We start from the raw sequence: 25,858 nt of genomic DNA on the forward strand, positions 1-25,858 counted from the left end.
TTATTTTTTTACAATACTGTTAATCATATTCCAAATTTTCTCCGAAGCTCTTGTGGGTTCAGTTCCCACCACTACATCAAACCATTTTTTTCCCACAGGAACATTGGATAGTTTTCCATCTAAAATGTCTTTTACAATTGAAGTCAATTCTTTTTTATCATAAACAAACAAGGCAGCTTCTTTTTTTGGCATTGAACGAAAATGAATGTACTTGTAATTTTGCCCGATATCTCGAATTCCTTTTTGTAATTGCGGTTGTTCGTAATCAAAAAACAAGCACGATTTATCATGAGCAACAAAATCAAACACCATGGAAGATGCTATATTTCCAACAAATTCAGTATGATGACAAATATTTGCTTGTAAAGCAAAATCTTCTTTGGTTGGCATAATCTCACTCCAACTCGTTCCTACAGGTCTCCATAAAGGATCAATAGAAACAATAACATCTTGATATTGTTTTAAAATGGCATCATATCTATCAGTAAAATCTACTGGACATTTTCTGTAAATAATACCTAAGTTATAGCCTTGTTCGTTTAATTCACGAACAGAAATCGCTAAATCTTCTAGATAATATTGATCTAATGGTGATGTTACTATATCGTCACCTGAAAAACAAATGTATTTTTTTTCTGGATCTAAATTATGTGTCGTATAAAAATCGTCTTTGGTTTGTAACAAACTCGTATCGAAATGACTTTCAAATTGAGGTGTTCCTGTTACAAAAACCTGATCAGGTTTTACATACGGGCAATATTGAAGCAATTCCTTCTTCATGTAATCGCTCCACACAAAATAAAAATCGGGTTCAATTAACGTGGTAGCTTTTGGTAAATTATCCCATGAAAAAATAAAAGAAGCCGTTGGAATTCCTAAATCTTGAGCCGCTAAAATAGGCGCAATGGCTTGAGTAGGTCGAGGGTTTGTACAAAAAACAATATCGGGTTTATGCTCTAGTAGTTGCTTTTTACAGTATTCGTATTTAGACGTACTTCGTTCTAACTTTTTAATTTTAGCTCGAATGCTCTCTACTCCTTTTTCAGTAGATTTTGTAGCTACTAAAAAATCGACATTTAAACTTTTGATGATATTTTTTATTCCTTTATAAGATTGTGGAAAATTATAAGTATTGTAAACCGTTTCGTTGAACTTTTTATCAAAAACATTTAACTCGCACCGCTTTCTAGCACGAGTATATACGGTAGTCCAAGGATGCAATTGATGATTTGTTATGTTTACCTCATCATATCCTAATTCTTCTTTTATTTTAAAAGGCGTATTATTCCAATACACAATTTCATATCCTAAAGCTGTACCTATAGCATTAAAATTGGTTAAAGCGAAATTACGCAAACCAACACCATCAGGTAAAAAAATAAAGGCTTTTTTACTCATTTTCAAATTCATTAAATAGAGGGCAAATATAGTATTTCCAAAAAGAAATTAAGAACTTAATTACTACGTATTTAGAAATGGATTAGGATATTCTTTGATAGATTCCATTCGATTTGAACTTTTTAAATTGTGAATACACGAAGCAACATCATTTAAAAATCGCTCTTCTTCTGGATTAAAATAGTAAACCAATTTACCATCTATATACTGAGAAAACATTTCTTTACCAATATTATTAATCAATATAGTGGGAACACCTAACAAATGCGCTTCAATTAAACAACCTGAAAAATTGGTTATATGAACAATTGAAGAAAGTAATGCTTTTGGCAATGGCGTTTCATCAATAGAACTTTGAATGATTGCTTTATCTTCAATTTGATTTTGAATTAAAAACACTTTAATTTCTTCTATTTTGATGTAATTTCTAGGATGCAATCGCAATATCCACTGATAGGGTAAATCCTTAATTAATTGAATAATTTTAGGCGTTAACATATCTTGAATTTCAAAAGGAAACGTTTGCAAACTGTAAATAATAGTGTTGCTCTCGCTTCTTTCAAAAGGATTATGTTTCAACCAATAATTAACGAAAGGCTGTCCTACCACTGTTGCAATACTATGATTTTTTGCACACCATTTTTCAATATTTATTTTTGAGAATTCATCCCAATTCCAAAATTCTTTAGGCAATAAAGCATATCCATCTGATGGAAATTTAGTCCATGCTGAAAAAACCATATGAATATTAGTTTGTGGACCGTGTTGAAAATCAATCGTTTTTATTCCCATTTGATTTGCGGTCAAAAGAGCTGCATACAAATCGTCATAACCATAAAAACCTAAAAAAACAACTGTTTTAGGTTGTGTCTTCTTGTAAAATCTTCTAAAGAAAGGTTGCAAAGCAACAACTCTTCTAGACCAGTTTTTCAAATCCGAAACGGAGAATCGCAACAAATCCAATCGAATAGGCAATTGCTTTAAATAAGCATAAAAATCATCATAATTTTCTAAAGAAATACTATCGTTTTTATGCATAAACTTTTCTTTAAACTTTAATAAATTCTTATAATTTCTTACTTCTTGTTCTAAAGAAATAACAGCTTCTTTATTAAAAGTATTAGGATAAACTTTTTGATATTCTACATTATAAACCTCATTTTTAAGATGGTGAATATCCACTAAAGAATCATAAAATCGATTAAAATAAAGTCCGTTTTGCTTTACCCTATGAATGTGTGAACCGAATAATAAATGTGATTTCTTTTTTAAACTAAAGAAGAAAAAGTTCAACTTAAAAAAAGAAGAAAAAATTAGAATCAGCTTAGAAAATATCGTTTTTTTTGAACTAGAAGGTTGTTTAACATCAGAAGTTATTTCCTCTTTTTTTATCTTTTTATTCATCATCATTAAAAGATGAATGTACAGTTTAATTCGGAGATAAGGCCATATTTTGATATGATTAATTTCCCATTTTTCAACCGGCCATTTTTCTTCAATATAAAGAATGATTTTTTTTATTTCGTCTTGGGAACAGATGCTATTCATATCAATTTTTAAAAGGACAAATTTGCATTAATCCATTTCTTAAATCTTCTAACACTTGAAGATTTGGCAATGAAACATATTGATCAAATAAGTTGTTCATTTCATCATTAGTGTAGGCTTCTGTTTTTATTTCAGGATGATAAAATGGAATTTGAACCGATTCCATATAATCTTGATATTTGATATCATCACCAAAAACTTTATCTGAAAATTTTTGCCAGACAGCTGGAATTCCATAAGTATGCGCAATTATTACACCGTGTAAAGAAGAAGAAATAATCTTCTCACATTGCAAAAATTCAATTGTTTTAGACTCAATATCATTAGTCATCATATCTATTAAATGAATGTCGGGTCTATTTTCAAACCACTTCTCTACTACTTTATAATCGTTGTAATGCGGAACGATGCCATATTGATATTTCTTTTCTACTTTTGGATTAAAATAGCGAGGTAATAACAAAGCAGGATCACCATAAACCTCAGGCACTTCATAGCCCAAATCCATTAAATACTTTCGGGTTTGAGGACCACGAACGGCTAAAAACTTAGCATTTTTAATTTTGATTTCCTTATTAATAATGCCACTTCCCCAAACAATACATTTGTGATTTACATTAGCTAAAATGCTTCCAATAGTTACATAAATGGGGGAGAAAAAATCTAAAAAAGAAAACTTTTTAGGCCAAGCAAAAACCACTTTTTTACCCGATATTTTTTCCACTAAAAATTTACCCAAGACATCTCCATAATTTTCTTTGGATTTGCCTTGGATAATTTTTTCGTTCCACCAAAATAGTCGGATAGTATTTTTAAACATACTAAACTTTCTTGTTTTTCAGTTTGTCTCTTTGTACTTGTTCAATGGGTAAAATATCTTGGCTTTTATATGCCAAGGCTTTATGAACCGCTTTCAAATCGCGGCATAATTTACGCAATCCTTCTGGTTCTAAAGAAGCTGCATGATCAGTTCCTTTCCAAGTTCTATCTAAAGTATAGTGACGTTCAATAACATTTGCTCCTAAGGTAAAAGCTGCTACATCAACTGCAATTCCTAAATGATGTCCAGAAAAACCAATATGTTTTACTTTATCACCATATTTTTCAATTAATAATTTGATATCCAACAAACAAACATCTTCAAATGGCACTGGATATCCAGAAGTACAATTGTACAAAACTAAATCTTTATTTCTCCCTTTTTCAATAAAGAAATTAACTAAATCATCCGCTTCTCCTTTTGTAGTCATTCCAGTTGAAATATGGATTTCCCCTTTGTAATTATCACATAACCAACCTAACATATCATAGTTATTGTTACATGCAGAAGGAATTTTAATATATTCAGGATTTAAAGATGCTATTTCTTTCGCTGAAGTCGTATCCCAAACAGATGTAGAATACACAATACCTATTTCTTCACAATAAGCTTTTAATTCAGCATGTTGCTTCACATCAAATTCCAAATACTCTCGGTGAGCACCATAAGTATCACCATAAGAGTTTGCAGGATTGGGATGTGGTGCATTATATTGATCTTCTGTCAATAATTCTTTATTATTACGCTTCTGAAATTTTACTGAATCCGCATTACAAAATATTTTAGCTATTTTGATTAGTTCTTTTGCGATTTCCATTTCACCTTTATGGTTACAACCAATTTCGGCGATTACGTAGGGTTTTTTATATTCTGACATTTTAATTCTATTAGAATGGCAAAGAAAAATAATTTTATCGAATAATCACAATGTTAAGTGATTATTCTTTGGCTAATTGAATTTAGAAAGGATAATAGTTGTCAAATCGAGCGTAGTCGAGACACTGTCATTTCGAGCTTGCCTGTACTGAGCTTAGTCGAAGTATCGAGATAGTTTTCATCAACCTTCAACTCCGCTCAGGGTGACAATAGTGGAATTACAATTTCTAAAGAACTACTGCTCTGTCATATCGAGCGAAGTCGAGATAGTTTTCATCAACCTTTAACACCGCTCAGGGTGACAATAGTGGAATTTAAATTTTCTTATAACAACTGCTCTGTCATATCGAGCGCAGTCGAGATACTCTTGTCAAGTTGAACGTAGTCGAGATACTTTTATCACATTGAGCGGTTGCCTGTTCCGTCTTTTTGGAATCGAGACTCCCTGTTTTTAAAATGAGTTTCATTCTTACACTCAGCAAAAATTGGCAATAAATCCCATTCTCCTTTAACTAAAGCTTCTTTCTTAGCTCTACTCCATTTTTTTATTTTCTTTTCAAAAGATATAGCTTGATTAGGCTCTAAAAATTCCTGATACCAAACTAACTCAACTGGTCGTCTTGAAAAAGTATAAGCATCTAAATACTTACCAGCATTATGCTCCGTAACTCTACGGTCTAAATTTGAAGTAATTCCAACATAATAAGAATCGTCGGAACATTTAAGGATGTAAACAAAATAAAGTTTCATGGCGTAAATATTTATAAATGTAAAAATAGGAATTATTTATAAATTAAAAAAGTCTCGACTCCGCTCGACTTGACAAAATCCTGCTTTAAATAAATAATAGTGGGAAATATATAACTTAAGAACTACTGCTCTGTCATATCGAGCGAAGTCGAGATAGTTTTCATTAGTTCTCGACTGCGCTCGAAGTGACAATAGTGGAATTACAATTTCTAAAGAACTACAGTTTTGTCATATCGAGCGGAGTCGAGACTGTAACTTCGAGCAAAGTTGAGATATTTTCAAATCGAACGAAATCGAGGCTGTCATATCGAGCGCAGTCGAGATTAATCGAAAATTAAAATCTACTATTATACTTAATCACCCACTCACAAACTTCTCTAATAGCGCCATCAGCAGAATTGTAAGATAACGTAAAATCTACGTGTTGTTTTACTAATGCAGTGGCATTCGCTGGAGCAAATGACCAACCAACCGTACAAAGGTTTGCCAAATCATTTACATCATCGCCCACATAAGCTAAATTAGCCCAGGAAGTTTGTTGTTGATTGATGAAATTTTGCAAAAAGGAATACTTGTCTTTAACTCCTAAAAAAGTATGCTTAATTTGAAGTTTTTGCATACGTTTTGATACTAAATCAGAATTCTCAGAAGTGATTACGACAACTTCAACGTTATGTTGTCTTAGAATTTCTAATCCCATACCGTCACGCATATCAAACTTTTTCATCAACTCGCCTTCTGCACCATAATAAACACACCCATCTGTAAAAACGCCATCAACATCTAATACTAAATAATGGATTCGTTCCTGTTTCTTAAACGATTTTTGGCGTTCTGCTAGTAAACTTTCAATAATTGTCCAATCGGAAAGACTATCGATTTCCATTAAAGTTTCTTCTGGCATTTCAACTAAACCTATGATTTCACTTACCCTGTTTTTACTTTTAATGAAAGCATCTTTTGTTGTAACATAAACAGCTCCATTTTCCATCAACAAACCAGCAAAATCTTGTCTTCTCGGTCTGTTAAAAACATCGTAATTTTGAGGAGTTCCATCTGTATTCCAAGTAAAACGATGTGTCTTTACTACACTTAATGCTGATGTTTTTCCCTCAACACTTATTTGATATAAAGTATTATTAATATCTTGTGAGGTAGTTAATGGTGACGTAGCTTGCAACAAACATAAAACATCAAAATCATAATTAATTTTTTCGGCAAACTCTATCATAGCACTTTCTGTTGATGCTGTATCGTTTGCGTTTTCATCATTGCGAAGTAACCCTTTTACTTTTGAAGTCCAATGATATTCTTTACTTATAAAGTTTAAAATTTCCTCATCATCTGTAAACACATAAACTTCGTCTAAATCAGAAAAAATAGCGGCACCTAAAACCCATGAAAACAAAGGACGACCTAATAATTTCTTTTTATTTTTTCCAGGAATTCCTTTGGAACCTTTACGTAATGGAATTATGGCTACTTTTTTCATTTTAATTTAATTTTTTATAGATAGAAATCACTTCATTTTTAACTTTTATGTAATGTAACTTTGGAACAATTTTTATTTGATTTAAACTTTCTGCATTGTCAAAATTACAATTATTGAGAGCACGATTTACAATTTCTTTTATTTTTTGTTCATCCTCACAATCTTCAATCAACAAACCATTTACACCATTTTGAATCAATTCAGCAGTGGCACCTCCCGGATTGGATTGGATTGGAAAAGCACCCATAAAAATAGCTTCTAACATGGTATTTGGCATTCCGTCCGAATTACTATTTCCTATACAAATTAAAGACTTACCCATTAATTTCAACACTTCTTCGTGCAGAATTTTACCTAAAATCTGGAAATTCTTCCACTTTTTTAACTCCGAGTTAGTTACATATTCAAAAGTTTGAGGATCAGAACCAAAAACTACAATTTCATAATTAAGTAATTGTTCTTTTAAAGTTGTTATCGCTTTTAAAACCGGAATAGCTCTTCCTGAACGACCTTGAAAGCCTTTTATCAGAATAGTTTTTCGTTGTGAAATAGGCAATTTATAGGTTTCCATTTCGTTTAACTCAAAACCACCACCACCAGGAAATACACCTAAGAATTCACCTGAAAATCCGTATTGTTTGGCAATTTCATAATCGCGAAGGCAATCGGTAAATAAATAATTAATTCGGGGTAAAACACGTTTAATATCTTTTAAGTAAGCAGGTTCGTTTTGAAAATAAAACAAATCGCTTCCCCAAGAGGAGTAAATCCATTTTTGAGCTGGATTTTTTTCCATTACTTCAATTATGGGAGAACAAGACAAATACAAAGCAAAGCTGTGTACAACGTCGGGTTTAATCTCATTCAAATAATTTTCAAAAGTTTTAGCTGTGTCTTTTTCGTTAAATTGCTGAATGAATTTATATAATTTCGGAAACTTATTTTTAACCAATATACGCCCTGGATAATCCCATTTTAATTTCCAATCTACTTTTTGTTGTATCCATGAAATTTTAGAAACGTGCTGGCTCATTCCTGTAATATCAAACCAATACACTTCGTGTCCGGCATCTTGTAGTTGATTTGCCCAACGAAAGAAATGCAAAGTAGGTATGGAAACCATTAAAATTTTCATACTACAAAATTTATAACTAAAACAATTTTATTCGTTTGTCTATTAAACGAATAGTGATAAGGACAATTGCGATAATTTTTTATAATTTCTTCCAATACTAAATTGTTTACATATTCCATTTCATAAAAAGGAAGTGCTTTTTTTCCTAGAATTCTTTTGATAAAATTTTTATTTTTCTCTTTGCTCGAAAGATCATGAATTTCTATTTGAATTACTTCATTTTTAAAGTTTTTCAATTGCGCTAATAGAGCATTCACTTGAAGTGAAGAAGAGGAAATAATTATTTTCTTTTCAGGAAATTGCAATTTTTGATAATCAGCATCATGAGTTAATTGTCCCCAATTTTGATACTGATTAACTACCGTACGTTTATTGTTTTGCGTTTGAATCATGTAAGCATGATTGATGCGTTCTAGTTGTGAATGGTAAGGATGGGTACTCTTTTTACTGCGATACGCTTTTGGATGCCATTGATGTTTCACCAAAACTTGTTCTTCATAAAATACAACTTGCAATCCTAAATTCTGCATTCGGATATGAGCATCGGTATCTTCTGCACCCCAACCCTGATAAAACTCATCAAAACCATTGACGCTTTTTAAACTTACTGTTGGGAACATAGTATTCCCCGTTACATCTTTACCGCCTTTGAAATCTATCTTAAAATCTTCAAAACTTTGTTTTTTAACCGATTCTGTCTCGCTTAAAAATCCGTACTGAAAATAATGTACGATATTAGGATTTGCAATACTTTTCAAAGTTTGAATATAGTTGGGATGAAAAATCAAATCAATATCACCTACCACAAAAAAAGGTTGGGAAGATTTTTGAAGCGCTATATTAATAGCACGACATTTGCTCCACAACTGACCCGAAGTGGGACAAGAAATAAATTGAATTTGAGGATATTGAAGCACTAATGTATTTAGTTCGTTCAAATACGTTTCGTTTGAACCATAATCAACCAGAAACCATTCAAAATCAACATCGGATTGGTTTTGAAGAGAATCCAAACAATTTTTAATGATTCGGATATCCCGATTTCTATTGGTTAAAACTAAAGTAATCAAGATGTAAAATTATTTATTTGTTCTTTTGTTAATCCTTTACTTTTTAAAAGTACCCTTTTTATAGGTTTAAAGTACAATATTTTTTTAAATAGATATTCCGAAAACAAATATTCTAATCGATTTCTTTTTAAAACAGTAAATTTCGAATATGTATTTTCCTTTTTGGGAACTTCGATAAGTGAATGATACATTTCATTCATCCAAGGTTCCATATGATTTCCTAAATGATACGCATAATTATCGTAAGTAGACAATCGATAACCTCCTCTTCTTATAACTGGAAAATCTGTATATAAATGTTCACTATCGCCACCTAATTTAAATTTGCTGTTTTCTTTAGGTAATTCTTGAAAAACTTCACTTTTATATGTAGCTACAAAATGAGGGCAACCTAAAACAGCAATGGTTCCATTTTTTGATTCAAGTGTTCCTATAGCATCTCTCCATTTTTCATCTAACCAAGGCCAACCAATACTATTTGCAAAACGAGTTAAGGCTTCTGAATTTTTAACAGCTCTAAAAAAAAGTTTTTTTGAAAATAAATGATGTAACCAAATATTGGCTGTCAAATGAAAATGCTTTCTGAAAACGGGTACAGGAGAAACGGCTCCTGCTTTAGGAAAAGCTTCAAAAACTTCCGAAACAGCTTCTTCCCATCCATTACAAAACAAAACATCGGCATCTGTTATGGTTATTAAGCGTTCTTCAGCAGTTCTAAGCGCTTTTAAAATACTATTGATTTTTCCGATGGCTTCTTTTTCAATAATTAACTCATCGATAAAACCTTTTTTTTGTAATTCATAAAGTTTATCATTTACCGAATCACATGAGTTATTACTTACTACGGATATTTTTAATGGAGTTGCGCTAGTTTTAATAACCGAAAACAAACAATATTCAAATATAGGATAAGCTTCTTTGTAATAGTCTTCTTCATTTGGAATATACAAAGGAATAATTACCCGATGTGAAGAATCACTCGGATTTAATAATACATCCTTTGAAATATTTATTCCTTTTCTCATAAAAACAATTAATAATCAAACTTTTTAGGCTTTTTTATAACAAATTTAAAAACAAATAGCAATCTTCTTAAAGAGTAATAAATATTAACCCCAAATAATTTACAATTATTAATATTAAAAATCAAAAAACCTTTTAATACACTAATAAAAGAAATATCTTGGTGCCAAATTTGATAATTACCTAATAAATCTCTAGTAAATCTAAAATAATTTTGAGAATCACTTCTTTTTATCTCATAATTAAAAACTACTGGAGCAAAATCAATATCATACCCTTCTTTCAAAACTCTTTTAGTCCAATCTTTATCCTCAAAAGTCGGAACTAATTCATTAAATGGTATTTTTTGCCATACAAATTTATTAAAAGCAGATCCCGAAAAAATTAAACCTGATTTGTTTGGATCTTGTCTTGCCGAAATACCACTTATAAAATTTCTATAATCATTTGTTGAATGTAAACATCTAAGACCTGCCAAATTTGGATTTTGAAGAAATTTTTCTTTAATAACCTTAAAAAAATCTGGACTAACTGGATAAGAGTGAGCACTAAAAATCACAATATACTGATGTTTTGCTGCCTCAGCTGCTATATTAGCACTTCCTCCATAAGAAAATTTTTCAATCGTTTTAAATTTTGCACCATACTTTAATGTAACATCCTTGCTATTATCAGTTGAAAGATTATCTAATACAATAATTTCATCAATATCACCTGAATATCGATTTTTTAAATTAGACAATAGAAACTCTAAGGCTTTTGACTGATTTTTATTTCTTATGACTACTGATAACATATTTGTTAGAAACTTTTAAAATGATTATTTTTAAACGGACACGAAGCAAATAAAACTTCTTGTGTTTCTATTAAATTATCTTTTGATGGTAATAATATAGAAGTATTTTCACTTAATAATTTTTCAAAATCAGCAACCGAACTTTCAGAAGGATTGACATAAAATTCTTTAGAATACGTGATATTTAATGACTCAAAATAATCATAGAACTTTATATTATCTCCGGCTAATTTATTAGAAAATTTAACCCACAAAGCAGGTATTTCATAAGCATGAGATACAATCACACCATGCAAAGAAGAAGAAATAATTTGCTGACATTCTAGTATTTCTTGAGTTGTTTTTACAACATCATTAGTCATTAAATTAATCACTTTTATTGTTGCATCATCTTTAAATCGAGTAACAATAGCATCATAATCAACATAATGCGGAATGATTCCTAGAATGTACTTTTTTTCAACATTATTAGGTATAAATTTAGGCAATAACAAGGCAGGATCACCATATACTTCAGGAACTTGATAGCCCAATTCTAATAAACGTTTTCTAGTTCTTGGTCCACGAACAGCTACAAATTTTGCAGCCCTAACATTTTCATTTTGTTTAATAATACCACTTCCCCAAACAATTGAATTTTTACTGGCAGCACAAATAATACTTCCAACGGTTACATAATGCCTAATAACCCATTTATACCAGCGATGCATAGGATGCGAAACTTTAACCACTTTTTTACCCGATAATTTTTCTGCTAAAAAAGGAGCTAAAATATCTCCGTAATTATCAATCTCTCCTTGCGCTTTGAGTGCCCACCAATAAACATGAATTTTATTCATTAGCATTATAATTTTTAAAGAAGAAATCTTTATTTGCTTTTATTTTTTCATCATCCCAGTTCCACCATTCTGAAGCTAGAAGTATTTTTTTTGAAGCTTCTGTAAATCTATCTTTTATAAACTTAGCCGGAACTCCTCCTACAATGGTGTAAGGTTCAACATCTTTTGTTACTACGCTTCCAGTTCCAATTATTGCTCCATGACCAATTTTAACATTTGGCAAAACACTTACATTGTCTCCAATCCAAACATCGCTTCCTATTTCTATTGAAAATTTGTTTGTGTGAAGGTTATCTTTTTTTGGCTTTTCTTGAAAATATTTTTTGTAAAAACCATATTGCATAACTGCAAAATTGTAATCGTGATTAGATGTAATAAATTTTATATCTCTCCCGAATGCGCAAAATGAACCAATTTTAACTTTACCTGAACCTCTTATTTCAAAATTTCCATTGTGAAAAGTTTCTTTACCAACTTCAATATTTTTTGTAGGCAGAATTAGCACTGGAAGTTTTTCGTATTCCAATACATTTTTCAACTTCTTTGAAAACCAATGTTTTATTTTTGATTTAATTCCCATTTTGCATCAGAATAAACATATAAATTCCCTTTTGGAATTCTTCCTGTTCCATAAACATCATTAGGCACTACTGTAAAACCTAAACATTCTTCTTTTATATCAATAGTAGTATTATTTTCTGCCAAAGCAATTGTAACTACGTAATCACCTGGCATTAATTTTAAATCTGAAGCAGTTGCTTTAAAAACAAAATCTCCTTTTGAATCAAAAACAAAATCAGTTATTTCATGTGATCGTATAGCTGCAATTCTTGTACCACTGGCAGTAGAAATAATAATACTTGCTTTTAGATTATTATACACTTGTTTTGCCAACACAAAAATGGAAAACTCTAAAATATTTCCCATTAAAACACCACTTGAATTGGAACGTTCGCCTTTTAAATTCAAAGAACTAACTTCAAACTTAGCAATTTGAATAGGAACTTCTTTTTTTTCAAACTCAATATAATTATTACTATTGAATGAAAAAATACTACTTTTTAGATATAAATTGATAGTTTCATCTATATCACCAAAGAAAACTGTTTTTCCATTTTCAATTAACATTCCTCTCGTACACAAACTTCTAACCGCTGCCATATTATGACTCACAAACAAAACCGTTCTACCTTCGCTTTTAGAAATGTCTTGCATTTTTCCAATCGCTTTCTTTTGAAATTCGGCATCACCTACAGCTAATACTTCGTCTACAACTAAAATTTCAGGCTCTAAGAAAGCTGCTACTGCAAAAGCTAAACGAACGGTCATTCCACTACTGTAGCGTTTGGTTGGTGTATCGATGTAGCGTTCGCAACCACTAAAAGCTACTATTTCATCCAGTTTTGAAGTGATTTCTTTTTTGGTCATTCCTAAAATTGCACCATTCAAATAGATGTTTTCTCTACCAGTTAATTCTGGATTAAAACCCGTTCCAACTTCTAATAAAGAAGCAATTCTCCCTCTAGATTTTATAACACCCGTAGTAGGTGCTGTTACTTTTGATAATATTTTTAGTAACGTAGATTTCCCAGCTCCATTTTTTCCAATAATACCTAAAACTTCTCCTCTGTTAACTTCAAAATTGATATCTTGTAATGCCCAAACATAGTCGCTATTTCCCTTTGAACTTCTGTCATTGGTTTCGCCTACTTTCAAATAAGGATCTTCTTTTCCACGAATAGCATGCCACCATCGATTCAAATCATGACTCAATGTTCCGGTGCCCACAGTTCCTAAACGGTATTGTTTAGAAATGTTTTCGGCTTTTAATATGATATCTTTTTTACTCATTTTATTTTTAAATCCATTTTGTCATACTGAGCGAAGCCTATTGTTTTCATTAGTTCTCGATTCCGAAAAAGTCGGAACAGGCAAACGTTCGAAATGACAATCGTATCAATGCAATTCTAAATTAATTATTTTTAGGAACACAGATGAAAGAAATTTTAGAAATTTAAACATAGTGTTCTTTGTGTAAAACTTAGTGTTCTCTGTTGTTAAAAGAAATCCGCAACACCCCTAAAGTCCCTCCGAATGATCGGAACAAGCTCTCAAGGGGACAATCTTTCTAAGAACTTTTCATTTTAACTCAATTCAAAAAAGAAAATCAGTCATCATCAGCGCTTCGAAGAACCCCTTTCATCCGCCTACCAATCTCCCAATCTCCTAGTCTCAAAATCTTCCAATCTCCAAGTCACCCTCTCTCCCCATCACCCATCATCCATCACCCATCACCCATCATCCATCACCCATCACCCATCACCCATCATCCATCACCACACTAAACCGTATCGATAAAACTTTTTTCAGTCTTGTTAAAAATCAATAACCCTACAAAAAAGACTACAATAGTTACTCCAACTGTATAAAGCAATCCTGAAACAGAAATACTTCCTTCATGTAATAACATATAGCGTGCTGTTTCTATTACATAAGCCAATGGATTATATTCAATTAACCAACCAAAAGCTGGTAATTTCTCTTTTAATAATGCCATGGGATACATAACTGCCGAAACATACATTAAAAGCTGAACGCCAAATCCAACCAAGAAACTTAAATCACGATATTTGGTAACCAATGAAGAAATTATCATTCCTAATCCTAAACCAAGAATTCCCATTATGGCAACTAATATTGGAAAAAACAAAGTAGCTGCTGTCAATTGGATTGACATTCCTTGGAAAGCATAATAAATATAAAAAACAACAAAAATTAAAAACTGAATTCCAAATTTAACCAAATTTGAAATCACAATTGACAAAGGAACAATAAGCCTTGGAAAATAAACTTTCCCAAATATAGAAGCATTTTTCTTAAAAGTGTCCGAAGTATCGTTTAAACAAGAAGTAAAATAATTCCAAACCATTACACCTCCTAAATTAAACAAAAAGGCAGGTGTTGTTCCTGTTTCTATTCCAGCAACATTGTTAAAAATAATCGTAAAAATAATCGAGGTAAACAAAGGCTGAATCAAATACCAAAGCGGACCTAAAATAGTTTGCTTGTAAACCGTTACTACATCACGTTTTACAAACAACATCAGTAAATCTCGGTATCGCCAAACTTCTTTGAGATTTAGTGAGAAAAATTTGTTTTTAGGCGCAATCTCAAACAACCATTCTTCATCTGAAAACTCGGTTTTATTCATGTAATAATGTACTTTCTTTATTAATGTTCAAAATTAACCTTTTTTAAATAAGAAGCAAACTTTATTCCGCAAAGACTATTTTAAAAAATCATATTTCAACACCAAAACAAATAACAAGTTTTATTGTAAAACCCAATCATAACTCTTTTAAAACCCAATTATGAACCTAACTTTGAAGAGTAGATAAAGAGTAGATAAAGGGAAGATAGAGTATAGTTAATGTATGGTTGGTGTATTGATAGTGTATGGTTAGTGTATGGTTAGTGTATGACAGAAGTATGGATTAAGTATGACAGAAGTATGGTAGAAGTATAAAAAACATATCTTGAAAAAGAAGTTTAACAATAAAATTATATTGCATCTATTGTTTTTTTATGCAACATTTCACAAATCAAAAAAACCTTATCTTTGCGCCAAATAAGTAGCAATGTTATCTCTTTTTAAAAGCAAACCAAAACTTTCTCAAGTTATTCCTACTGGATATACAGACATTCACTCTCATATTTTACCAGGAATAGATGATGGTGCTAAAACCCTAAATGATACAGAATTTCTTTTAGAAGAAATGCAGAAATTAGGTTTTGCTAAATGCATTGCTACACCCCATACCATGAACAATATTTGGGATAATACTCCACCAACAATTAATGATGCCTTACAGCAAATAAAATCTAAACTCAACCTACCTTTTGAAATCACTACCGCCTCCGAATATTTATTAGACGAATCGGTACTATTAAAAGCAAAAAACAAAACACTTCTTACTTTAAAAGAGAATTACATTCTAATAGAATTATCGTATTTAAACCCTCCTATACAGTTATACGATTTTTTATACCAAATTCAACTTTCAGGATATCAAGTCATCTTAGCTCATCCAGAAAGATATAGCTATTCTCATACCAATAAAAAAGAATACCAAAAACTCAAAAAAGCAGGCTGTTTCTTTCAATTAAACTTATTATCAACAGTAGGATATTACGGAAAAGAAGTTGCAGAAACGGCAAATTATTTACTAAAAGAAAATCTTTACGATTTTACAGGTTCTGATATTCATCACAAAAATCATATTAAGGCTTTTCAAAGCAAATTAATATTCAATAACGGTGAAAAAATTACGGAAGTAATGAAGAAAAATGATTTTTTTAAGTAGAATACTATAAACTCTTTCAAGTTCAAATACAATCTCGAAGATTCGGGACGAAAAATCGAAAATTAGTTTTCAGTCTCAAAGAAAATCCGTAAATATCTGCATTCAAATTTTACCACAAAGACCACAAAGAATACACAAAGAGCACAAAAGAAAAGAAGTTGTATGAGTGTCAATAAAGTATCAGTTGTACAAGAGGTTCCTGGCGGAATAACAAAATGGTGATTAATCGACGTCCTCAATATTCTTCTCTCCCAATCTCAAAATCTCCCAATCTCCCCATCACCCAGTCTCCAAATCTCACAGTCTCCCAGTCTCCAAATCTCCAAATCTCCAAATCTCACAGTCTCCCAGTCTCCCCATCTCCAAATCACCCTATCTCAAAAACTAATCCAAATCAGTATACACCGAATGTTTACTTTTAAACTCAGGAACAATTTTTTTCATTTCTTTTACTATATCGACCTCCTGTAAAGTAGTTAAATGAAGTAAAAATGCGCTTATTTCTTTTGCCTTTTGTTCTTTTTGACTATTATTTACTGGCTGAACCAACTTAATTTGAGGATGATTCGTTTCAACCAACACATCATTTATTGTTGTTAAATCCTCCTGTAATTTTTCGCCAGGTCGTAACCCAATCCATTCGATCTTGATATCGATTTCGGGAAGTAAACCCGCAGATACAATCATTTGATGAGCTAAATCAACTATTCGGATAGGCGCTCCCATATCAAACATAAAAATTTCACCTCCTTTGCCCATAGCTCCAGCTTCTAAAACCAATTCACAAGCTTGTGTCAGCGTCATAAAATAACGTTCCATTTCAGGATGTGTAATTGTTACTGGACCTCCTGCTTTAATTTGTCGACTAAATATAGGTCCAACAGATCCGCTTGAACCAAAAACATTCCCAAATCGTGTAATAATGAAATTCGTTTTTTCGCTCATTTCGTTTTCAGACAGAATGTATTGTTCTGCAATTCGCTTACTTGCTCCCATAATACTGCTGGGATTTACAGCTTTATCTGTAGAAATAAAAACAAAAGTTTTAACGTGAAATGCAACTGCTAAATCAGCAATGATTTTGGTGCCCAAAACATTATTCTGAATAGCTTGATAAGGAAATCCTTCTAAAAGTGGTACATGTTTATTAGCCGCAGTATGATAAACAATATCAGGTTGATGCGTTGCGAATAACTGTTGCATTAACTTTTCATCCTTGATATCTCCTAAATAAGGAATCAATTGAGTTGTTTTTTGGATACCTTCTAATTTCAAACACAATTTATTTAAGGGCATTTCTGCCACATCAACTAAAAGCAATGTCTTTGGAACATACAATAACAATTGTTTTACTATTTCGCTCCCAATAGAGCCTGCAGCACCTGTTACTAAAATGATTTTTCCTGAAACTTGTTCCGAAATTTGCTCTTTATGAAGCAAAGCTTGTGGTACTTGTAACAACTGTTCTATTTGAAATTTCCGTTCTTTTGTCATACTTCAAATGGTTTAAAAAACGAAACTAAAGCATCTTTAATGCGATTTAAATCCTCTCCTGACAAACTTGAGCCAGAAGGTAAACACAAGCCTTTTTTAAATACATCTTCAGCAAATCCATCTCCAAAATACAAACAATCTTGAAACAAAGGTTGCAAATGCATAGGTTTCCAAACAGGTCTCGATTCGATATTATGTTGTTCTAAGTGCATTCTCAAAGCTTCTCGCTTTTCATAAGAATCCAAAAGAATTACATTCAACCAATGATTAGATACAAAATCGGTATCAGGTTCTTCAAATAAAGTTACTCCTGAAAGCTCATTAAAAAATTGTTTATAATAAATATGATTTTGTCGTCTAGATAAAATATGATTTTGAAGCACCTCTAATTGCCCTAACCCAATACTTGCGGCAATATTACTCATGCGATAATTATATCCCATTTGAATATGTTCGTAATGCGGAGCGTTTTCTTTAGCTTGAGTAGCCAAAAATATAGCCTGCTTTTTTTCATGTTCTGAATGGGTTATTAAAGCTCCACCACCTGAAGTCGTAATAATTTTATTGCCATTGAAAGATAATACTCCAAAATTCCCAAAAGTTCCACAAAACTTCCCTTTATAAGTACTTCCTAAAGCTTCTGCACTGTCTTCTAAAATAGGAATATTATATTTTTTAGAAACTGTGATAATTTCATTCATTTTAGCGGGCATCCCGTATAAATGAACTATTAAAATTACCTTGGGTTGGATACCATTTTTTAGACGGTTCTTAATGGCCTCTTCTAAAGCTATTGGGCACATATTCCAAGTATCTTTTTCACTTCCAATAAAAATAGGTTTAGCACCTAAATAAAGAACAGGATTTACAGATGCGATAAAAGTTAAACTTTGGCATAACACCTCATCATTTTTTTTAACTCCTAATAATTGCAATCCTAAATGAATGGCCGCTGTTCCTGATTGTAAAGCAACAACTTGATGATTATCTCCTATGAAATCAGCTAATTTATTTTCGAATAAAGTAATATGAGGTCCAACAGGCGCAATCCAATTATCTTGAAAAGCCTGAGCAATATAATCTTGCTCGGTTCCTCCCATATGAGGCGGCGATAAAAGAATGCGTTTTAGATTCATATAATATTGCTGATTAACCTTACCATTGTCCTTCAAAAGGTTCTATAGGAATGTCGCTCTGTGGACGATTCTTTTTGAAGTTGAAAAGGGTAACAAATGTTAAAAATAGTATTTTGCAGTCAAAAATAAAAGAAATATGATGCACATAATATACATCTAAGTCAAAACGTTCCTCCCAAGTTAACGCATTACGCCCTTTTACCTGAACATAACCTGTAATTCCTGGCAAAACCTGATGCCTTTGATTTTGATAATCAGAATACAAATGCACATAATCAGGCAACAAAGGTCTTGGTCCAACCAAACTCATATTTCCTTGCAACACATTAATCAATTGTGGTAATTCATCTAAAGAAGTGATACGAAGAAATTTTCCAAAAGCAGTAATTCGAGCATCATCAGGTAATAATTTACCAGATGCATCTCGCTCATTTGTCATGGTTTGAAATTTATAAATAGGAAAAAGCTCTAAATCTTTCCCTACGCGAGTTTGGATAAAAAAGATTTGCTTTTGCAAAAAGAAAAGAATCAAAACAATTATAATAAAAACAGGACTTAACAAGAAAAGCGCCATCAATGCGACTAGTTTATCCAATACTATTTTTATTCCATTTTGATACATAGGTTTTCAAGGGCAAGTTCAAAAATCAAGTTTAATTTTTAGCATATAAGTAAAAAATCATGTTTAATTAAGTTGAAAAGTTCATAAAAGAGATACTTGACACCATAACAAACGTTGTATTCTTAATATCTCATATCCCAATCAATCAGTCCCCCAATCTCCCCTACACATTTTCTTCCTCTATCTCAATCTCTCAATCACTACGTCTCCACGTCACCCTCTCTCCAAGTCTCAAAATATCCCTCTCTCCAAGTCTCAAAATCTCCCTCTCACCAAGTCTCCCTATAGTCTTCCGTCTACTTTTCCAGAAAGAAATCCCTTCACATCATACACAACATTCGTCTCTTTGGTTAGAGCAGCTATATCTAAATCCGCGAATTCTTTATGCGAAACTCCTAAAACCAATGCATCAAATTTTGAATTAGGAAGGGTTTGAGTAGTTTCAATTCCATATTCATGCTTAACTTCTTCTGGTTTAGCCCATGGGTCGTAAATGGTAATATGGATTCCATATTCTTTTAAAGCGTGAACAATATCAACAATCTTGGTATTTCGAACATCTGGACAGTTTTCTTTAAAAGTGACTCCTAAAAGTAACAATTGAGCTTCATGTAGAACAATTTCTTTTTTAATCATCAACTTAACTACTTGCGAAGCTACGTATTCTCCCATACTGTCATTCATACGACGGCCTGCCAAAATGATTTCGGGATGATAGCCTGCTTCCAAAGCTTTTTGTGCTAAATAGTATGGATCAACACCAATACAATGACCCCCAACTAATCCGGGTTTAAAAGGAAGAAAATTCCATTTGGTTCCAGCCGCTTCTAAAACTGCTTTCGTATCAATTTCTAAGATATTGAAAATTTTTGCCAATTCATTCACAAACGCAATGTTAATATCGCGTTGCGAATTTTCAATTACTTTAGCTGCCTCTGCTACTTTAATTGTGGGTGCTAAATGCGTTCCTGCTGTTACTACACTGCTATATAAAGCGTCAACTTTTACGCCTATTTCTGGTGTAGAACCTGCAGTTACTTTTAATATTTTCTCTACAGTATGTTCTTTATCTCCTGGATTAATTCGTTCTGGAGAATATCCTGCAAAGAAGTCTTCATTAAATTTCAAACCCGATAATTTTTCTAACACTGGAACGCATTCCTCTTCTGTAACTCCTGGATACACAGTAGATTCATAAATTACAATATCGCCTTTCTTTAAAACTTTAGCAACGGTTTCACTAGCCTTATAAAGCGGTGTTAAATCAGGTTTATTATGTTTGTCTACAGGGGTTGGAACTGTAACAATATAATAATTACAATCCGCTATATCGGCTAATTGATTTGAACAAAATAATCCTTTTTCATTTAAAGAATGAGTTACCAAAACGGATTTCAGTAAATCTTCTTCAACTTCTAACGTCACGTCAATTCCTTGATTTAATTCAGAAATACGTTGTTGATTAATATCAAAACCAATCACTGGATACTTTGTTGCAAATAATCTTGCCAATGGCAAACCTACATATCCTAAACCTATTATTGCAATTTTTACACTCATTATCTCGACCCAATTCCTTGGTAAATAAATCCTATTTTTTCTAATTCTTCTTTATTCAAAATGTTTCTACCATCAAAAATGAAAGCTGGTTTCAACATATTATCATAAATTTTTTGCCAATCTTGGGTTTTAAACTCATCCCATTCAGTTAAAACGGCAATTGCATGTGCATTTTGGCAAGCATCATAAGCATTTGTCATTACTTGTACTCCTTGTTTATTTTCAGACTCTGAACGCGTTTCTAAATAATTCAAATCGAATTGAATTTGTTCTTCTCCAACTTTTGGATCAAAAACAGCAATTGATGCTTGTTCACTCAATAAATCATCTGCAACATAAATAGCAGCTGACTCTCTTGTATCGTTTGTGTCTTTTTTGAAAGCCCAACCCAAGAAAGCAATTTTCTTACCTGAAACTGTATTATACAAGGTTCTAATAATATTTTTAGCGAAACGACGTTTTTGATGATCGTTCATAATAATTACTTGTTCCCAATAATCAGCAACTTCATTTAATCCGTATGACTTAGCAATATAAACTAAATTTAAAATATCTTTCTGAAAACACGAACCTCCAAAACCTACCGAAGCTTTTAAGAATTTTGATCCAATACGACTATCCATTCCTATTGCTTTGGCTACTTCATTAACATCAGCTCCGGTTACTTCGCACAACTCACTCAAGGCATTTATAGAAGAAACACGTTGGGCTAAAAAAGCATTAGCAGTTAATTTTGATAATTCAGATGACCAAACATTTGTGGTTAAAATTCTATCTTTTGGAACCCAATTAGCATAAATATCTACTAATGTTTGGATTGCTTTTTGTCCTTCAGCAGAGGTATCCCCACCAATTAAAACGCGATCTGGAGCAAACAAATCTTCAATAGCAGTTCCTTCTGCTAAAAATTCTGGATTAGATAAAATTTGAAACTGAACCCCATTTCCTGTATGCTCTAAAATTTCTTTTATGGCACTTGCTGTTCTAACGGGCAATGTTGATTTTTCAACCACAATTTTATCAGTTTTGGCTACACGTGCAATTTGGCGCGCACATAATTCAATATATTTTAAATCCGCAGCCATTCCCTTACCAACACCATAAGTTTTAGTAGGAGTATTTACCGAAATAAAAATCATATCAGCTTCATCTATAGCTTTATCAACTTCGGTGGAAAAAAACAAGTTTCTACCACGAGCTTCTGCCACTACGTCACCTAATCCTGGCTCATAAATTGGAATATTATTTACATCTTCATCATTCCAAGCCGCAATTCTTTTCTCATTTAAATCGACTACTGTAACTTTAATATGCGGACATTTTTGTGCTATCACAGCCATTGTAGGACCACCAACATATCCAGCTCCAATACAACAAATATTTTTTATATTCATAAACATATTTTATATCAACAATAGAATACTATTGTCATTTTATAACTATTTTTAAATTTCAATCTCCCATCCCCTAGTCTCCAACTCATCTCTTCTCCCAATACCATTTAACGGTTTCTTTCAATCCATCACGCATAGAAAACTGAGGTTTATATCCCAATAATTGCTTAGCTTTTTCAATACTGGCTAAAGAATGAGGTATATCACCTACTCTATTGGGGCCATATATAATAGCAACATCTTTTATTTTATCATCAAACTCCGATAGAAATTCTTTAAGTGTATTCACTAATTGATTTAAAGTTGTTCTTTCTCCAAAAGCTGTATTATATACTGTATTAATTGCCTCTGAATTTTCAACAACCATTGCCAATTCATTCATCTGAATAACATTATCAATATAAGTAAAATCTCTCGAAAAATCTCCAGTTCCGTTTATAACTGGACTTTCATAGGCTAAAAATTGGGCAACAAATTTAGGAATTACAGCCGCATAAGCACCATTTGGATCTTGATTTCTTCCAAAAACATTAAAATAACGCAACCCAATAGTTTCTATTCCGTAGGTTTTTGCAAACACATCAGCATATAGTTCGTTAACATATTTTGTAACTGCATAAGGTGATAATGGTTTCCCAATAATATCTTCTATTTTAGGTAATACTTCTGAATCGCCATAAGTAGAAGAACTAGCTGCATAAATAAATCGTTTAACTTTGGCATCTCTAGCTGCAACTAACATATTTAAAAATCCGGAAACATTGACATCATTTGTAGTAATGGGATCATTAATAGAACGTGGTACACTTCCTAAAGCAGCTTGATGCAAAACATAATCAACACCTATAACTGCTTCATGACAAGTTACTATATTTCGAATATCGCCTTCAATTAAAGAAAAATTGGAATCAGAAAAAAAATCTTCAATATTATGTTTATAACCCGTAGAAAAATTATCTAAACAAACTACTTGATTATTGTTCTTCAAAAAATACGCACACAAATTAGAACCAATAAAACCAGCTCCACCCGTAATAAGTATTTTTTTATTTGTAATCTTTGTCATTTTGTAAGATACTAACTATTTTTCTTAAACTTATCCATCCACTTTTGCCATCCTTTTTTAGGCTCTACCTCATCATGATAAGCTTCGCCATAAGCTCCATAACCGTATCCATAGCCATAGCCATAACCATATTTAGCTTTGTTTTGGAAACCATTAAATACAACACTAATATTCTGTAATTCACCACGTTTATGTTTATCATTTACTACATTTAGCATTCCTTTTTTAGTAAATCCTTGTCTTGTAACATATAATGTAGCATCACAGAAATGGGCTAACTCAAGAGCATCTGAAACCAATCCTACTGGTGGCGTATCTAAAACGATATAATCATACTTGCCTTTCAATTCTTCAATCATTTCAGCCATAGCTTCACTCATTAATAACTCTGATGGATTTGGTGGAATTGGTCCAGAAGGTATAACATCTAAATTAGGAATGTGTGTTTTTTGAATTACTTCATCAATGGTTTTCTGACCAATTAAATAATTTACAACACCTGTAATATTATCGATATTGAAATCACCAAAAATTCTTGGCTTTCTTAAATCTAAACCAACAATCACTGTCTTTTTATCACTCAAAGCAAAAACAGTAGCTAAATTTATTGAACAAAACGTTTTACCTTCACCACTTACAGATGATGTTAACATTAAAATTTTAGCACCTTCTTTTTGTTGTTTCTTATACATAAACTGTAATGATGAACGTATAGCCCTAAATGATTCTGCTAAAGGTGATTTAGGTTTTTCAAAAACAGATAAATTATTTTCGGTATTTTTCTTTCCTATAACTCCAATGAGAGGAATTGCAGTTAGTTTTTGTATGTCTTCAACTGAATTAATATTATTGTCTAATAAAGTTATAACAAAAACTATAAGCAACGGAATTAAAAATCCAATAAGAGCTGCTAAAATATAGTTTATACTGGTTTTAGGTCCTCTTAATCCTCCACCAACATCTTTTGCAGGATCTAAAAACTTAATATCTGAAATATTGGCTGCTTTTACAATTTCGGCTTCGCTCCTTTTCTCTAAAAAAGTGCTATATATTTTATCTTTTAAATTGTATTTACGCGTTATTTTTATATGTTCTTGTTTGTTTTCTGGTAATAGACTGGCTTCACCTTCAGCTTTTGCAATATTTTTATTAATTAATGATAAATCTAATGCCAATCCGCTTTTAGCACTTGCTATGTTTTCTAACAACACCTTTTTTGTAGATTCCATTTCCACATCAAATTCAGAAAACATTTTTTTGTTTTTTACTGAATAAGACATGCTCGCTCGCTCTGCTGAAAGTTGAATTAATTTTGAAACATTTCCCACTACATTTGGATCATCGATGCCTGCCACAGAAGGTGCTGGTAATTTAGAATAATCAGTAGTTTTCTCTAAATAGTTTTTTAGTAAATTATAATAGGCAATTTTTCTATTAACAGCATCTTTCTCAACATCATAACCTGATAATTTTGCACTTAGAAGTCCACTTCCTCCTTCTTCTTCTAATTCAAAAATATTCTTACCTCGTCTAAATTCTTTTAATTCGTTTTCTGCTTCTTTTATTTGCCCTTCCATTTCTTTTAAAGTACTATCGATGAAACCAATAGTATTGTTGGCAAATTGATTTTTACTTTCTAACTGAATTTTTCTAAGAACATCTATTGTTGTATTTAAGTACTCAACAAGTCGGTATTTATTAGGACCTTCCATTTGTAAACGCACAACAGATAAAGCCTTAGCATCTGCACTTACATCAATACCTCTATAAGCAGCAACAGTTGAATTAAAATCATCAAAACGAACGTAATATTCTTGATTAGCATAATCATAGGCTTCAGGTTTAATGATTAATTTAAGATTCAAAAATGGTAATTCTATCAATTCGTTAATTTTAAACACTTTTTTAAATTCACCACCTGAAACATTTACTGGCTTTACAGCCAAATCAGCATATTGTATTACTGAAGCAGAAGTAGTCTCTCCAAAATCAACACTTAATTCATACTGAGAAGGGGAAAGAAATTTAATCTTTATTAATTGTCCAAATAATTGCCCTTTTGTTTTATCTATCTCTACATAAAACGGTACTTCTCCATATGCATCTTGATAAAAATATTCTCCTTTTTTTAGATACTTTATATAGTATTGAAGCCTATCCACTACGATTTCATTATGCGAACGTGATTTTAAAGTGGTAATAATAGTTTGTACTTTATCTGAAGTTCCTCCCCAATTAAAAACCAAACTCGTATTTGAAGTAAAAAATGGATTATTTTGATCTTCTACAACAATTAAAGATTCCATTCCGTAAATACTTTCTTTTCTAATATTTACATTATAAGCATATACAAAAGTAAGAATCAACGAAATTACAAACCACTTCCAATAGCTAATAATTTTAAAAAGAAATCCTTTAAAATCAAATGAATTCTGAGATTCAAAAAAATTAAAATCTTTAGTATCTAACATTTAT

At 31.8% G+C, this 25,858-nt stretch carries 22 protein-coding genes; 1 reads left to right on the forward strand and 21 read right to left on the reverse strand.

The genetic code is table 11. The features are described from left to right. From V7P59_RS03085 to V7P59_RS03150, 14 genes are all read right to left on the reverse strand, one after another. On the reverse strand, window positions 1-1,398 hold the full coding sequence (locus V7P59_RS03085; RefSeq protein WP_333808708.1) for a UDP-glycosyltransferase: 1,398 nt from the start codon (window positions 1,396-1,398) through the stop codon (window positions 1-3). Window positions 1,399-1,461: 63 nt separating this feature from the next. Then, the gene (locus V7P59_RS03090; protein WP_333808710.1) at window positions 1,462-2,946 is read right to left on the reverse strand and encodes a hypothetical protein; all 1,485 of its coding nucleotides are present in this window, start codon (window positions 2,944-2,946) and stop codon (window positions 1,462-1,464) included. A 1-nt stretch (window position 2,947) separates the two neighbouring features. Beyond that, window positions 2,948-3,766 carry a polysaccharide pyruvyl transferase family protein gene (locus V7P59_RS03095; RefSeq protein WP_333808712.1) on the reverse strand — a complete coding sequence of 273 codons (819 nt, stop codon included), beginning with the start codon at window positions 3,764-3,766 and terminating at the stop codon, window positions 2,948-2,950. A 1-nt stretch (window position 3,767) separates the two neighbouring features. After that, a complete protein-coding gene (locus V7P59_RS03100) occupies window positions 3,768-4,643 on the reverse strand; it encodes an N-acetylneuraminate synthase family protein (RefSeq protein WP_333808713.1) in 876 nt (291 codons plus the stop codon). Between the two features lie 398 nt (window positions 4,644-5,041). Continuing rightward, window positions 5,042-5,392, reverse strand: a complete 351-nt coding sequence (locus tag V7P59_RS03105) for a GIY-YIG nuclease family protein (RefSeq protein WP_333808715.1) — start codon at window positions 5,390-5,392, stop codon at window positions 5,042-5,044. Between the two features lie 334 nt (window positions 5,393-5,726). Beyond that, complete coding sequence (locus tag V7P59_RS03110) at window positions 5,727-6,884, reverse strand: acylneuraminate cytidylyltransferase (RefSeq protein ID WP_333808717.1); 1,158 nt, start codon at window positions 6,882-6,884, stop codon at window positions 5,727-5,729. A gap of 1 nt (window position 6,885) precedes the next feature. Then, window positions 6,886-8,019, reverse strand: coding sequence for a glycosyltransferase family 4 protein (locus V7P59_RS03115; protein ID WP_333808719.1), 1,134 nt, complete (start codon window positions 8,017-8,019; stop codon window positions 6,886-6,888). Beyond that, on the reverse strand, window positions 8,016-9,089 hold the full coding sequence (locus V7P59_RS03120) for a glycosyltransferase family 2 protein (RefSeq protein WP_333808722.1): 1,074 nt from the start codon (window positions 9,087-9,089) through the stop codon (window positions 8,016-8,018). Before V7P59_RS03120 ends, V7P59_RS03115 begins: the two co-directional genes overlap by 4 nt. Then, window positions 9,086-10,114, reverse strand: a complete 1,029-nt coding sequence (locus V7P59_RS03125) for a glycosyltransferase family A protein (protein ID WP_333808724.1) — start codon at window positions 10,112-10,114, stop codon at window positions 9,086-9,088. Before V7P59_RS03125 ends, V7P59_RS03120 begins: the two co-directional genes overlap by 4 nt. Before the next feature lie 8 nt (window positions 10,115-10,122). Further along, window positions 10,123-10,908 carry a glycosyltransferase gene (locus tag V7P59_RS03130; protein ID WP_333808726.1) on the reverse strand — a complete coding sequence of 262 codons (786 nt, stop codon included), beginning with the start codon at window positions 10,906-10,908 and terminating at the stop codon, window positions 10,123-10,125. A 5-nt stretch (window positions 10,909-10,913) separates the two neighbouring features. Next, a complete protein-coding gene (locus V7P59_RS03135; RefSeq protein WP_333808728.1) occupies window positions 10,914-11,747 on the reverse strand; it encodes a polysaccharide pyruvyl transferase family protein in 834 nt (277 codons plus the stop codon). After that, entirely contained in the window at window positions 11,740-12,327 is a 588-nt protein-coding gene (locus V7P59_RS03140; RefSeq protein ID WP_333808730.1) for a CatB-related O-acetyltransferase, read from the reverse strand. Before V7P59_RS03140 ends, V7P59_RS03135 begins: the two co-directional genes overlap by 8 nt. After that, a complete protein-coding gene (locus V7P59_RS03145; RefSeq protein ID WP_333808732.1) occupies window positions 12,306-13,598 on the reverse strand; it encodes an ABC transporter ATP-binding protein in 1,293 nt (430 codons plus the stop codon). Before V7P59_RS03145 ends, V7P59_RS03140 begins: the two co-directional genes overlap by 22 nt. Window positions 13,599-14,088: 490 nt before the next feature. Further along, window positions 14,089-14,958, reverse strand: a complete 870-nt coding sequence (locus V7P59_RS03150; protein ID WP_333808734.1) for an ABC transporter permease — start codon at window positions 14,956-14,958, stop codon at window positions 14,089-14,091. A gap of 427 nt (window positions 14,959-15,385) precedes the next feature. Between V7P59_RS03150 and V7P59_RS03155 the strand changes: the two genes are divergently transcribed. Further along, a complete protein-coding gene (locus V7P59_RS03155) occupies window positions 15,386-16,111 on the forward strand; it encodes a tyrosine-protein phosphatase (RefSeq protein WP_333808736.1) in 726 nt (241 codons plus the stop codon). Between the two features lie 384 nt (window positions 16,112-16,495). On the opposite strand, the gene V7P59_RS03160 is transcribed toward V7P59_RS03155, so the two are convergent. The 7 genes from V7P59_RS03160 to V7P59_RS03190 form a co-directional block, all read right to left on the reverse strand. Continuing rightward, window positions 16,496-17,605 (reverse strand): polysaccharide biosynthesis protein, encoded by a 1,110-nt coding sequence (locus V7P59_RS03160; RefSeq protein ID WP_333808739.1) that lies wholly within the window; start codon window positions 17,603-17,605, stop codon window positions 16,496-16,498. Continuing rightward, window positions 17,602-18,741 (reverse strand): aminotransferase class I/II-fold pyridoxal phosphate-dependent enzyme, encoded by a 1,140-nt coding sequence (locus tag V7P59_RS03165; RefSeq protein WP_333808741.1) that lies wholly within the window; start codon window positions 18,739-18,741, stop codon window positions 17,602-17,604. The genes V7P59_RS03160 and V7P59_RS03165 overlap by 4 nt, the downstream gene beginning before the upstream one ends. 19 nt (window positions 18,742-18,760) lie before the next feature. Beyond that, on the reverse strand, window positions 18,761-19,363 hold the full coding sequence (locus tag V7P59_RS03170) for a sugar transferase (RefSeq protein WP_333808743.1): 603 nt from the start codon (window positions 19,361-19,363) through the stop codon (window positions 18,761-18,763). A 282-nt stretch (window positions 19,364-19,645) separates the two neighbouring features. Continuing rightward, window positions 19,646-20,923 carry a nucleotide sugar dehydrogenase gene (locus tag V7P59_RS03175; protein WP_333808745.1) on the reverse strand — a complete coding sequence of 426 codons (1,278 nt, stop codon included), beginning with the start codon at window positions 20,921-20,923 and terminating at the stop codon, window positions 19,646-19,648. Further along, window positions 20,923-22,317, reverse strand: a complete 1,395-nt coding sequence (locus V7P59_RS03180; protein WP_333808747.1) for a UDP-glucose 6-dehydrogenase — start codon at window positions 22,315-22,317, stop codon at window positions 20,923-20,925. The genes V7P59_RS03175 and V7P59_RS03180 overlap by 1 nt, the downstream gene beginning before the upstream one ends. Before the next feature lie 85 nt (window positions 22,318-22,402). Next, window positions 22,403-23,383, reverse strand: coding sequence for an SDR family oxidoreductase (locus V7P59_RS03185; protein ID WP_333808748.1), 981 nt, complete (start codon window positions 23,381-23,383; stop codon window positions 22,403-22,405). A gap of 11 nt (window positions 23,384-23,394) precedes the next feature. After that, entirely contained in the window at window positions 23,395-25,854 is a 2,460-nt protein-coding gene (locus tag V7P59_RS03190; RefSeq protein WP_333808749.1) for a polysaccharide biosynthesis tyrosine autokinase, read from the reverse strand. Between the last annotated feature and the right edge of the window lie 4 nt (window positions 25,855-25,858).

This window comes from Flavobacterium sp., from assembly GCF_036782315.1.
Taxonomy (GTDB): domain Bacteria; phylum Bacteroidota; class Bacteroidia; order Flavobacteriales; family Flavobacteriaceae; genus Flavobacterium.

What these genes read in the sequence shown, in the direction of transcription:
- V7P59_RS03095 (WP_333808712.1), bottom strand. Translation starts at nt 3,766, where the DNA reads ATGTTTAAAAATACTATCCGACTATTTTGGTGGAACGAAAAAATTATC.
- V7P59_RS03165 (WP_333808741.1), bottom strand. Translation starts at nt 18,741, where the DNA reads ATGAATCTAAAACGCATTCTTTTATCGCCGCCTCATATGGGAGGAACC.
- V7P59_RS03175 (WP_333808745.1), bottom strand. Translation starts at nt 20,923, where the DNA reads ATGAGTGTAAAAATTGCAATAATAGGTTTAGGATATGTAGGTTTGCCA.
- V7P59_RS03190 (WP_333808749.1), bottom strand. Translation starts at nt 25,854, where the DNA reads ATGTTAGATACTAAAGATTTTAATTTTTTTGAATCTCAGAATTCATTT.
- V7P59_RS03110 (WP_333808717.1), bottom strand. Translation starts at nt 6,884, where the DNA reads ATGAAAAAAGTAGCCATAATTCCATTACGTAAAGGTTCCAAAGGAATT.
- V7P59_RS03115 (WP_333808719.1), bottom strand. Translation starts at nt 8,019, where the DNA reads ATGAAAATTTTAATGGTTTCCATACCTACTTTGCATTTCTTTCGTTGG.
- V7P59_RS03085 (WP_333808708.1), bottom strand. Translation starts at nt 1,398, where the DNA reads ATGAGTAAAAAAGCCTTTATTTTTTTACCTGATGGTGTTGGTTTGCGT.
- V7P59_RS03105 (WP_333808715.1), bottom strand. Translation starts at nt 5,392, where the DNA reads ATGAAACTTTATTTTGTTTACATCCTTAAATGTTCCGACGATTCTTAT.
- V7P59_RS03100 (WP_333808713.1), bottom strand. Translation starts at nt 4,643, where the DNA reads ATGTCAGAATATAAAAAACCCTACGTAATCGCCGAAATTGGTTGTAAC.
- V7P59_RS03180 (WP_333808747.1), bottom strand. Translation starts at nt 22,317, where the DNA reads ATGAATATAAAAAATATTTGTTGTATTGGAGCTGGATATGTTGGTGGT.
- V7P59_RS03170 (WP_333808743.1), bottom strand. Translation starts at nt 19,363, where the DNA reads ATGTATCAAAATGGAATAAAAATAGTATTGGATAAACTAGTCGCATTG.
- V7P59_RS03185 (WP_333808748.1), bottom strand. Translation starts at nt 23,383, where the DNA reads ATGACAAAGATTACAAATAAAAAAATACTTATTACGGGTGGAGCTGGT.
- V7P59_RS03145 (WP_333808732.1), bottom strand. Translation starts at nt 13,598, where the DNA reads ATGAGTAAAAAAGATATCATATTAAAAGCCGAAAACATTTCTAAACAA.
- V7P59_RS03160 (WP_333808739.1), bottom strand. Translation starts at nt 17,605, where the DNA reads ATGACAAAAGAACGGAAATTTCAAATAGAACAGTTGTTACAAGTACCA.
- V7P59_RS03140 (WP_333808730.1), bottom strand. Translation starts at nt 12,327, where the DNA reads ATGGGAATTAAATCAAAAATAAAACATTGGTTTTCAAAGAAGTTGAAA.
- V7P59_RS03135 (WP_333808728.1), bottom strand. Translation starts at nt 11,747, where the DNA reads ATGAATAAAATTCATGTTTATTGGTGGGCACTCAAAGCGCAAGGAGAG.
- V7P59_RS03125 (WP_333808724.1), bottom strand. Translation starts at nt 10,114, where the DNA reads ATGAGAAAAGGAATAAATATTTCAAAGGATGTATTATTAAATCCGAGT.
- V7P59_RS03150 (WP_333808734.1), bottom strand. Translation starts at nt 14,958, where the DNA reads ATGAATAAAACCGAGTTTTCAGATGAAGAATGGTTGTTTGAGATTGCG.
- V7P59_RS03155 (WP_333808736.1), top strand. Translation starts at nt 15,386, where the DNA reads ATGTTATCTCTTTTTAAAAGCAAACCAAAACTTTCTCAAGTTATTCCT.
- V7P59_RS03130 (WP_333808726.1), bottom strand. Translation starts at nt 10,908, where the DNA reads ATGTTATCAGTAGTCATAAGAAATAAAAATCAGTCAAAAGCCTTAGAG.
- V7P59_RS03090 (WP_333808710.1), bottom strand. Translation starts at nt 2,946, where the DNA reads ATGAATAGCATCTGTTCCCAAGACGAAATAAAAAAAATCATTCTTTAT.